Annotated in this window: 8 protein-coding genes; 4 read left to right on the top strand and 4 right to left on the bottom strand. The window is 36.5% G+C overall.

The window, feature by feature from the left end:
- Positions 1-355: 355 nt before the first annotated feature.
- Entirely contained in the window at positions 356-3,868 is a 3,513-nt protein-coding gene (locus tag COD11_RS02775; protein ID WP_098795228.1) for a bifunctional 2',3'-cyclic-nucleotide 2'-phosphodiesterase/3'-nucleotidase, read from the top strand.
- Between the two features lie 46 nt (positions 3,869-3,914).
- Here COD11_RS02775 and COD11_RS02780 read toward each other — a convergent pair whose 3' ends face one another.
- Together COD11_RS02780 and COD11_RS02785 are read right to left on the bottom strand one after the other, a co-directional pair.
- Positions 3,915-5,486 carry an L-lactate permease gene (locus tag COD11_RS02780; RefSeq protein WP_098795229.1) on the bottom strand — a complete coding sequence of 524 codons (1,572 nt, stop codon included), beginning with the start codon at positions 5,484-5,486 and terminating at the stop codon, positions 3,915-3,917.
- 29 nt (positions 5,487-5,515) lie between these two features.
- The gene (locus COD11_RS02785; protein ID WP_098795230.1) at positions 5,516-6,448 is read right to left on the bottom strand and encodes an L-lactate dehydrogenase; all 933 of its coding nucleotides are present in this window, start codon (positions 6,446-6,448) and stop codon (positions 5,516-5,518) included.
- 243 nt (positions 6,449-6,691) lie between these two features.
- Here COD11_RS02785 and COD11_RS02790 point away from each other — a divergent pair, with 243 nt between their 5' ends.
- A complete protein-coding gene (locus tag COD11_RS02790; RefSeq protein ID WP_176550951.1) occupies positions 6,692-7,030 on the top strand; it encodes a DUF3895 domain-containing protein in 339 nt (112 codons plus the stop codon).
- Positions 7,031-7,124: 94 nt separating this feature from the next.
- Here COD11_RS02790 and COD11_RS02795 read toward each other — a convergent pair whose 3' ends face one another.
- On the bottom strand, positions 7,125-8,003 hold the full coding sequence (locus COD11_RS02795) for a TolB family protein (RefSeq protein ID WP_098795232.1): 879 nt from the start codon (positions 8,001-8,003) through the stop codon (positions 7,125-7,127).
- A 377-nt stretch (positions 8,004-8,380) separates the two neighbouring features.
- Between COD11_RS02795 and ahpC the strand changes: the two genes are divergently transcribed.
- Both ahpC and ahpF read left to right on the top strand, forming a co-directional pair.
- A complete protein-coding gene (gene ahpC, locus COD11_RS02800; protein WP_098795233.1) occupies positions 8,381-8,944 on the top strand; it encodes an alkyl hydroperoxide reductase subunit C in 564 nt (187 codons plus the stop codon).
- A gap of 12 nt (positions 8,945-8,956) precedes the next feature.
- Positions 8,957-10,486 (top strand): alkyl hydroperoxide reductase subunit F, encoded by a 1,530-nt coding sequence (ahpF, locus tag COD11_RS02805; protein WP_098795234.1) that lies wholly within the window; start codon positions 8,957-8,959, stop codon positions 10,484-10,486.
- Positions 10,487-10,582: 96 nt separating this feature from the next.
- Here the strand turns inward: ahpF and COD11_RS02810 are convergent, their stop codons facing one another.
- A complete protein-coding gene (locus COD11_RS02810; protein ID WP_098795235.1) occupies positions 10,583-10,939 on the bottom strand; it encodes a nucleotide excision repair endonuclease in 357 nt (118 codons plus the stop codon).
- Between the last annotated feature and the right edge of the window lie 145 nt (positions 10,940-11,084).

Genomic DNA, 11,084 nt, shown 5'->3' on the forward strand with positions numbered 1-11,084 from the left:
TATTTTTAGGAAGAGAAGCTGTCTTACAACTATAAAGACAGCTTCTCTCTTCTATAACCCGTTTATATATTTCATCCCCTTCATCGGAAATAATCCATTCATTGCCCCTATGCGTTTTGTACCATTTAGACTAAACGCGTAAATTTTTTTTTACTTAAGCTGGTGAAATTATATATTTTCGCCTATATCAATTTACTCTATCTTCTGAAAATTAAGTATTTAGATATAAGTTTACTCTATATTTCCTGTAATTTTTTCAGTATTTATTAACCATTCTTTTGAAGTATTCCACTATTATAAAATGTTCCTTGGAGACTAGTAATCTCTCAAAAAAATTAAAGGATGGATGTATCAAATGAAGTTGCAGAAAAAACTCAAAGGTCATACGATTCTCTCTAGCACCCTTGCCATTAGTCTGTTATCAACCCCGTTTATGACAAGCGTTGTAAATGCAGCCAAACCTACCACTTCTAAGGTTCAATCACAAGTAGAGCTTCGAATTATGGAAACAACAGACATTCATACGAACCTGCTCAACTTCGATTACTACAAAAATGCTGAAGCCCCTAAACTAGGACTAGCTAAAACAGCAACTCTTGTTAAGCAAGCAAGAAAAGAAGTAGATAACTCTGTCCTCGTAGACAACGGTGACCTTATCCAAGGAACCCCTCTTGGCACCTACAAAGCAAAGATTGATCCACTAGAGGACGGCGAGGTACATCCAGCAATTGAAGCAATGAATATAATGGATTATGACATGGCTACACTTGGAAACCATGAGTTCAACTATGGTCTAGACTACCTAGATGAAGTGTATGATGATGCTGAATTTCCTTTTGTAAATGCAAATGTTTATATTGATGATCATGATGATAATCCTTCAAATGATATTAATAAATATAGCCCTTATAAAATTGTTAATAAAAAAGTAAAAGATGAAGATGGAAAAACAAAGGTTATCAAAGTTGGATATATTGGTTTTACTCCCCCACAAATCAACGAGTGGGACAAAGCTCATCTAGATGGTAAAGTCATCACAAAAAATATCATCGAAAGTGCTAAAAAATATGTACCTCAAATGAAGAAAAAAGGTGCAGATGTTGTGATCGCTTTAGCTCACTCTGGTTTTAGTTCAAATGAAGAGAATACAGAAGATGCGGTTTATGCTTTAAGTAAAGTAGATGGAATTGATGCTATTACATTCTCACATACTCATAAAACATTTCCTGCTAAGGATGTTGGCAGCTTAGATGCCCTTTTCAAAGGTGCTGATGGACAACCATTACCTGGAGTAGATAATAATAAAGGCACAATTAATGGTGTTGCTGCTGTTCAAGCAGGATATGGCGGTGGTGCACTTGGAATTATCGACCTTACTCTTCAAAAGATTAAAGGAAAATGGGAGGTTTCTAACTCTCAATCTTCTACTAGATCAATAGAAACAGTTCAACCAGATCAAGAAATTGTCAAGGCTGTCAAGGCTGCACATGAAGACACAATTGACTATGTAAATACACCAATCGGAACAACAACTGATGATATTTACAGCTATTTTGCTCTTGTTCAAGATGATCCTTCTGTTCAAGTCGTAACAAATGCGCAAAAATGGTATGTAGAAAACTACATCTCATTGAACAAGCCTGAATTAAAAGATCTTCCAATTTTATCTGTTGGAGCACCTTTCAAAGCAGGACGTAATGGTGTTGAAGAATATACAGAAATCAAACAAGGTGATTTAACAATCCGCAGTGCGGGTGATTTGTATCTTTATGACAACACATTAAAAGCTGTAAAAGTAACAGGTTCCGTCGTGAAGGAATGGATTGAAATGTCAGCTGGTAAGTTCAATACAATTGACACTTCTAAAACCGAAGCACAAGAATTATTAAATCCTTCTTTCCCAGTGTATAACTTTGATGTGATTGACGGAGTTGAGTATCAAATTGATGTTACAAAGCCTGCTAAATATGACACAAAAGGAAATGTTATTAACCCTGAGTCTAGTCGTGTTGTGAACTTAGAATACAACGGAGAGCCAATTGATCCAGAACAAGAATTTGTTGTTGTTACAAACAATTATCGTGCTGGTGGCGGTGGGAATTTCCCTGGTCTCAAAGGTAGCGAGTTAGTGGTTGATTCTGCTGATGAAAATCGCCAAATTTTAATGGATTATATTTCTGAAGTAAAAGAAGTTACACCAACTGCTGATAATAACTGGTCAATTGCACCAATCTCAGGTGATGTGAATGTTACATTTACGACCTCACCGAAGGCAGAGCAGTACATTACGGAAGCAAGTCCATTCTCTTATACAGGGAAAACGGATGCTAATGGATTTGGAATTTTCACTATTAACTTAAACCAAAACCAAGGAGTAAAAGTTCAGCTTTTAGGATTAAATGACTTACATGGACAATTAGATACCGCTACAAAAGTAGGGACTTCTTTGGCTGGTCAAATGGAATATACAGCTGCTGCTCTAAAAGCAGAAGAAGCAACAAATCCAAACACTTTACTTCTTCATTCTGGTGACATGATTGGTGGAAGCCCACTCATTTCAGCTCTTTTTCAAGATGAACCAACAATTGAAGTTCTAGAAGAAATCGGATTTGATGCTGGAACTTTAGGAAACCATGAGTTTGATGAGGGTATTGATGAGTTAAAACGGATGATGAATGGCGGCAATCACCCAAATGGCACTCCAGACTATGATGGAATGAACTTTCCACTTGTAGCAGCTAATGCTTATGACACAAGAGATGGAAAGCTAATTACTGATCCTTACACAGTATTAGAAACTGGTGGTCAAAAGATTGGTGTCATTGGGGTTGTCACTCAAGAAACACCTTCAATGATCGTGACAAAAGGAAATGAAACTTTACAAATTACAGATGAAGCAGAAGCAATTAATAAATATACTGCAGAATTAAAAGAAAAAGGTATTGAATCAATTGTTGTTTTAGCTCACAATCCTGCTACACAAACTGGTTATACCGATTCCTTTGATGCTAGCAGAATAGCAGAACAAATTGATGATGAAGTAGATGTTATCTTTGCTGCTCATAACCATGTGAAGGTTAATAGAGTTGTAGATAATAAGTTAATTGTACAAGCTTATTCTTATGGTTCTGCTTTCTCAGATGTTGAACTTACTATCGATCCTTTAACAGGAGATGTTACAAGTAAATCAGCAGAAATTAAAACAGTTTTCCAGGATAAATATACTCCAGATGCTGCAGTAACAGCTATCATGGAAAAGTATGCAGCAAAGGTTGCCCCAATCAAAGCACAGGTTGTAGGTGAATCAGTATCTACCCTTGAAAAAGACTACCCTACTGTAACAAATGAGTTCGGTGACAATGGACTTGGTAACCTCATTGCTGATAGCATGAAGGATGCAATGGACGCTGATTTTGCCCTTATGAACGGTGGCGGAGTTCGTTCACCACTTGAAGCTGATGAAATCACATATGGTGATTTATTCGCAGTTCAACCATTTGGTAATGTATTAAATAAAGCTACCCTCAGTGGTGCAGATTTAAGAGTTATTTTAGATGAACAAATTACTGACAGAGGTCTTGATTACCATATTTCAGGCTTTAAATACACTTACACATATGATGATGCTGCTAAAACGGGAAAAGTCCAGGATATTCTTTTGCCTGATGGAACTCCGGTTGATCCAGCAACAGAATATACAGTCGTTGTGAACAACTATATGTATGAAAACATTAAAACTAGCTTTGGAAAACTTTCTTCAAGCATGGAAGTCGGCCCAGTAGATCTTGATGCTACAGTTGAGTACGTTAAGAGTTTACCTTCTCCGATTGACTATAAATCTGAAGGAAGAATTACAAGAGTGAACTAAACTGAAAAGGAGGCGACCTAATTTGTGTCAGCCTCCTTTTATTTTTCTAAAAAATCAATGCAAGAACAAACGTCCAAAGGCACACAAACCCTAGTAACCCAAAGCTATATTTCAATGTCATTTTCGTTAGTTCCGCCTCTTTACCTGTTTCACCTACTGCTGCTGTTGCAATGGCAATAGATTGTGGAGAAACAAGCTTTGCCATTACTCCCCCGGCAGTATTTGCAGATACTAGTAAAGATGGATTTGTTCCAATGATGTTACCTGCTGTTGCTTGAATTGGTGCGAATAATGTATTGTTATTCACCACAGATCCTGTCATGAATACACCAATCCAACCTAATATTGGAGCTAACAATGGGAACACATCCCCTGTTGTGGCTACTGCTTGCCCTAACGCAATTGTTAATCCTCCGTATGTCATTAGCTTCGCAATACCAATAATCGCAGAAATCATAATGATTGGAATTCTAAATTCTAAAATCGTCTTTTTCAACAGTTTAAAGCTATCCATAAACTGAATTTGTTTAGTAGAAGCGACTGTTGTTAATCCTGCTAAAAGAATCGCCGTTCCTGTTGCACCTATTAAATCGATACCTACCCCTATTGAAGACCCAGGAATTATGAATTTCACTGCTGTTCCTGCAAGAAAGCCATCTTCTGCAAATAGCCCTTTAAAAACTGGTAAACTCCAAATAAGTACAAAGATGGTTAGCAAATAAAATGGAGACCAAGCTTTGATTACTTCACTCATAGAATGTTTTTCAACTTCACATTTTTTCCCATTAAGTAAGAATATTTCTTTTGGTTGCCATTTTTTAAGAAATAGCGCCAGTGTACCCATTGCTAATAAAGATGGAATAATATCGGCTAACTCTGGTCCAATCGTTACTGTAATAATTGCCTGTGTTACTGTATAAGTAGCAGATGTGACTAAAATGGCTGGTAGTATTTCTTTAATACCTTTAAAACCATCCAGTAACCAAACTAGCAGGAACGGAATTGTAAAGTTGATAATTGGTAATGTTAAGGCAGTCATCGTTGAAACATCCATTGATGTAACTCCCTCTAGATGAAACGTATCAATGATGCCTACTGGTATCCCGATTGCCCCAAAAGCTCCTGATGCACCATTTGCAATCAAGCATAGCATCGCTGCCTGCAATGGTTTAAATCCTAATGAAACTAAAAGTACAGCACAGATTGCAATTGGTACACCAAAGCCTGCCGCTCCTTCGAGAAATGCGTTGAAGCAAAAGCCAATTAATAATAGATGAATCCGTTGGTCTTGAGAAATGCCTACTATACTTCCTCGTAATATATCAAACTTCCCTGATTCTACTGCTATTTTATATAGCCATACTGCCATCACAATGATGTAACCAATCGGCCATAATCCTACTATTGCCCCTTGAATGACACTTCCGATTGCTTCCCCTAAAGGAAGCTTAAAGATTACTAATACAATTAAAAAGGTTACAACTAAGTTTAATAGAGCTGCATGTATTCCCTTCATTTTGAATACTGTCAAACATAATAGAAATAATATGATTGGTATGGCTGCAACTAATGCTGATATGGCGATATGCTGAAATGGGTCAAACGTTTCAACTAACATGATGATTTCTCCTCTGTGTGGTTTCTAAACTAACCCCAAATAGTAGCTTGAATATCTTTTAGTGTTTGTACTGACTTTGTCAATTTTTCCTGTTCTTGATCATTTAAAGAAAGCTCAACAACTTTCTTTATACCTGTGCGATTGATAACAGATGGTACCCCGATATAAACATCACTGTGTCCATTTTCCCCTTCAAGATAAGCCCCAACTGGTAAAACCACATTCTCGTTCTTTAAAATTGCTCTTGTAATTCTCGCTAATCCCATTGCAATTCCGTAATATGTTGCCCCTTTAGATTCAATGATTTTATAGGCTGCATCACGAACTTGAACGGCAATTTCCTGCTTTCGTTCCTCTGTTAATTTCGGTGCAACCTGTGTACCAGAGATATTTGCAGAGCTCCATACAGGTAACTGAGAATCACCATGTTCACCGATAATATAGCCATGTACACTTGTTGGTGCTGTATCGAATTCTTCTCCTAGTAAATAGCGAAATCTAGCAGAGTCTAACACTGTTCCAGATCCGATTACTCTTTCTTTTGGCAATCCAGAAAATTTCCATGTTGCGTAGGCTAAAATATCAACCGGATTTGTTGCCACTAAGAAATTTCCGTTAAATCCTGATTTCATAATTTGATTTACAATAGATTCAAAGATTTTCACATTTTTACTTACTAGATCTAATCTTGTTTCCCCTGGTTTCTGTGCTGCACCGGCACAAATAACAACAAGTGCTGCATCCTTGCAATCTTCATAAGTACCAAATTTGATGCTCATAGAATTTGGTGCATAAACAATTCCATGATCTAAGTCCATTACGTCACCTTTCGCTTTTTCCTCATTTAAATCTACAAGCACTAAATCATCACTGATTCCTTGATTCATTAACGCATAAGCATAACTTGATCCAACCGCTCCAGTACCAACTAATACAACTTTATTTCCAAGTGTTAAATTCATTTTGTATTCCTCCAATTTATCGTTTTATATTGTGAAGTTTTTCACAAGAGATTATATATTGTTGTGTTGATCATCAACTTGAGATCATTGTAACATCGTAATTTTATAAAGAATGTGAGAAAGATCACATAAGGTATTAAAAAAATTGATCCTAAAATAAACTAGGATACTAATTTGTAGTAGAATGAAATGTAATCCTATTATTTACTTCCCTTAAAAATGCTCAAAAGAGGTGGTCATGATTTGACGATTCAATCAGCTCATTCTTATATAAATCAGTATTTAAAAGAAAACACCATTATATCTGCAAAAGATTTATGCCAACATCTTATTACAAATCATGGTTTTTCAAGTGATGCCTATTCTACAGGTAGACCTAAATTATATGTGGATGTTGTGAAGTATCTTGAAAACTTACAAAAAAATGGGCATCTAGATGCTCTTGAAAAAAACCAAGAGAATTGTAAATACAAGGTCTTAACTGTAGAGATTCCAGATGATTCTCATAAAGAAAGTGATAAGATCGAGGAAAATGACAATAAAAATGATGATTATGAAGATCTGCAAATGACTTTATTTTAAAAAGTGAAGATATGAAATTTAACACTACTTATAATTGATTTATAAAAAAGCAGTAATTTCCCTACAAATGGATAACTACTGCTTTTTTTATGCTTTAATTTAGTTCGTATCTGACAAATGCCACCTGCTTACTGTCTGGAGACCATGAATTTACATTGATCGTACCCTGACCACCAAACAGCTTGATTAACAAACTTGACTCTCCACCTGTACTGGACATGATTCTTAATTCAACATCCTTATTAGGAGGATGGTCCCCAGGTTCCACCTCTCCTTTTTTATAAGCAAGATAAACTACCTTCTCTCCATCAGGAGAAACATGTGGAAACCAATTATTGCTTTCTTCAAATGTTATTCTCGTTTGTTCACTACCATCTGCATTCATACGCCAAATTTGCATCAAACCGGACCGAGTGGAATTAAACCAAATATGCTTTCCATCTGGTGAGTATTCAGGGCCATCATCTAAGCCCGGAAGATCTGTTAGCTGTTTTTCCTCTCCGCCATATGCTGGGATCGTATAAATGTCGTACTGGCCATTTCTTTCTGCACAATAAGCTAATGTCTTTCCATCAGGTGACCAGCCATGAAGATAAGATGGAGCCATTGGCGTTACGAGAGTTGGAATGCCGCCTTTTGCAGGAAGGATGTATATGCGTGATTGATGATCCAGGGCAGTGTGGTGACTGATAGCAATCTGAGATTCATCAGGAGATAAAACATGATCGTTGTTACAGGAGGTTGCAAAGCCTGTTTCTATGAGGCTATTTTCATAGGTATTTAAATCAAAGGAGTAAAGATGACCATCACTGTTATAAATAAGCTTTCCATCACGGGTCCAATTTGGTGCTTCGATTACCTTATGAAAGGACGCTAGTGTCTTCCTTTCACCAGTTTCAATATTGATTATTTCCAGGAAGCTTGTAATATTTTTCCCTTTGGGTAAATCATATTGTTCCTTAGATTGATCCATGTGGTTTCTCCTAACTACTTGAATTTTAGTCCTTATATATCTTATTGAATTAAACGAGTTCCTATAACTGTTCTACTATAAACTTTTTCTCTATAGATTAGTATCAATTGTTACATTCAAATGAGAAAAGGTGATTATACTTTGTTCTAATAATGGAGATAATGGTTAATGGCTAGCTACAGCATATTTTTACAACTAGTTAAAATTTAGGTGAATTAATATACTATTAATTTATAAATACACTTTCAAATAATTTATCATTCTGTTACCCTTGACGTATAATGAATTTTATTTGATAATTTATTTAAAATTAGAGAGATTATAGATAGTATATTTTTATGTTTTCTATCATCTCAAATACATAGGAGGAAAATAATATGTCATTAATTGGTACTGAAGTAAAACCTTTCGCAGCAAAAGCATTCAAAGATGGTGAGTTCATCGATGTAACAAACGAAGATTTAAAAGGTCAATGGAGCATCTTCTGCTTCTATCCAGCAGATTTCACATTCGTATGCCCAACTGAGCTTGAAGACTTACAAAACGAATATGATAATTTAAAAGCACTTGGTGTTGAAGTTTACTCTGTATCTACTGATACTCACTTCACTCACAAAGGTTGGCACGATAGCTCAGAGAAAATCGGTAAAATCAAATATGCGATGATTGGTGATCCATCTCAAGTAATCACTCGTGGATTCGAAGTATTAGATGAAAAAGAAGGTCTTGCTGATCGCGGCACATTCATCATTGATCCAGATGGTGTCATCCAAACTGTTGAAATCAATGCAGGTGGAATTGGTCGTGACGCAAGCACTTTAATTAACAAAGTAAAAGCAGCACAATATGTTCGTAATAACCCAGGCGAAGTTTGCCCAGCAAAATGGCAAGAAGGTTCCGAAACACTTAAGCCAAGCCTTGATCTTGTTGGAAAGCTGTAAGGAGTGCAATAAATGGTACTTGATGCAGAAATTAAAGCACAGTTAGAACAATATCTTCAACTACTTGAAAGTGATATTGTTCTAAAGTTTAGTGCTGGTGATGACAAGGTTTCAAGTGACATGATGGAGCTAGTGAATGAGCTAGCTTCCATGTCATCTAAAATTACTGTTGAAAAAGCTGACTTACCAAGAACGCCAAGCTTTAGCGTGAATCGTGTTGGTGAAGAAACTGGTGTTACATTTGCTGGTATTCCTCTAGGACATGAATTCACTTCTTTAGTGTTGGCTCTTTTACAGGTTAGTGGAAGAGCGCCTAAGGTTGATCAGAGTGTGATTGACCAAATTAAAAGCATTACTGGTGAACACCACTTTGAAACATACGTTAGTCTAAGCTGTCACAACTGTCCTGATGTTGTACAAGCCCTAAATATCATGAGTGTTTTAAATCCTAATATCACTCACACAATGATTGACGGTGCAGTATACAAGGAAGAAGTTGAGCGTAAAAACGTTATGGCTGTTCCTGCTGTTTACCTAAACGCAGAATTCTTAAGCGGTGGTCGTATGACGATTGAAGAGATTCTTGCGAAGATCGGTACAGGCCCTGATGCTTCCGAGTTTGAGAACAAAGAACCTTACGATGTTTTAGTTGTTGGAGGCGGTCCTGCAGGCTCAAGCGCGGCAATCTATGCAGCTCGTAAAGGGATTCGCACAGGTATCGTTGCTGAACGCTTCGGTGGTCAGGTTCTTGATACAATGAGCATCGAGAACTTTATCAGTGTAAAAAGCACAGAAGGTCCTAAGCTTGCTGCAAGCCTTGAAGAGCATGTTAAAGAGTACGGTGTTGATATTATGAATCTTCAACGTGCTAAAAGCATTGAAAAGAAAGACCTTTTCGAGCTTGAGCTTGAAAATGGCGCTGTTCTAAAAAGTAAAAGTGTTATTGTGTCAACAGGTGCTCGCTGGCGTAATGTAGGTGTTCCTGGTGAACAAGAGTTCAAAAACAAAGGTGTAGCATATTGCCCTCACTGTGATGGTCCATTGTTTGAAGGAAAACATGTGGCTGTTATCGGCGGTGGTAACTCAGGTATTGAGGCAGCAATTGACTTAGCAGGTATTGTTCAGCATGTTACCGTACTAGAGTTTAATCCAGAGCTAAAGGCTGATGAAGTGTTACAAAATCGCCTATATAGCCTTCCAAACGTAACAGTACTGAAAAACGTTCAAACAAAAGAAATCACTGGTACAGATAGTGTTAATGGTATTACATATATTGAACGTGATACCAACGAAGAAAAGCACGTTGAATTACAGGGTGTGTTCGTTCAAATCGGTCTTGTTCCAAACACGGACTGGTTAGAAGGAGTCGTTGAGCGCAATCGTATGGGTGAGATTATCGTTAATAAGCACGGAGAAACAACCGTTCCTGGATTGTTTGCTGCTGGGGACTGCACAGATAGTGCGTATAATCAAATTATTATCTCAATGGGATCTGGAGCTACTGCAGCTTTAGGCGCATTTGATTATTTGATTAGAAATTAATTCAAATCGACTTGCATCATATGAATGATGCAAGTCGATTTTTTAGTTTCCATAAAAAACCCTCTCTAACTACAATGGAAGAGAGGGTTTTTGTTATTAACGATAAAAAACTTTATCTACGTTGTACTTTGCCTTAAGTTCATTAATAATATAGGTTTCGTATATTTCTCTATGGACTGGGTCTTCCACCAAACAAACACTAATCTTAGTTACTTCATCTCTATGTAATTTAATAGGAGAGACATTATCTTCGAAATGTTTTTTTATCCTTTGTCTTAGCTTCCTAGCCTTTCCAACAAACAATAATTCTTTTTTATCATTGTAAAACATAAAAATCCCACCTTTATCTCTAGTGATAAGGTGAAAATCAGTAAATCCGTAAATATTACTTAACTCCGGATTCTGCTGTTTGGTAATTGTAACATCGGGTGTTGGAATCGATATTTTGATCACTTACATGACCTCCTTTTCTATATCCTTAAATCCTACCATTAGTTTAACACCATTATTCATTAATTATTAAATCAGATTATTTTACGTTTTCAAAACTAATTAAGTTAATAAAAAAAGACTGCCTTATTTAAAATGTACCCTTTGT

Source organism: Bacillus sp. AFS040349 (assembly GCF_002577655.1).
In the GTDB taxonomy this organism is placed as follows: Bacteria; Bacillota; Bacilli; order Bacillales; family Bacillaceae; genus Metabacillus.

What these genes read in the sequence shown, in the direction of transcription:
- COD11_RS02785 (WP_098795230.1), bottom strand. Translation starts at nt 6,448, where the DNA reads ATGAATTTAACACTTGGAAATAAAGTTGTATTAGTTGGTACTGGAGCG.
- COD11_RS02780 (WP_098795229.1), bottom strand. Translation starts at nt 5,486, where the DNA reads ATGTTAGTTGAAACGTTTGACCCATTTCAGCATATCGCCATATCAGCA.
- COD11_RS02775 (WP_098795228.1), top strand. Translation starts at nt 356, where the DNA reads ATGAAGTTGCAGAAAAAACTCAAAGGTCATACGATTCTCTCTAGCACC.
- ahpF (WP_098795234.1), top strand. Translation starts at nt 8,957, where the DNA reads ATGGTACTTGATGCAGAAATTAAAGCACAGTTAGAACAATATCTTCAA.
- COD11_RS02795 (WP_098795232.1), bottom strand. Translation starts at nt 8,003, where the DNA reads ATGGATCAATCTAAGGAACAATATGATTTACCCAAAGGGAAAAATATT.
- ahpC (WP_098795233.1), top strand. Translation starts at nt 8,381, where the DNA reads ATGTCATTAATTGGTACTGAAGTAAAACCTTTCGCAGCAAAAGCATTC.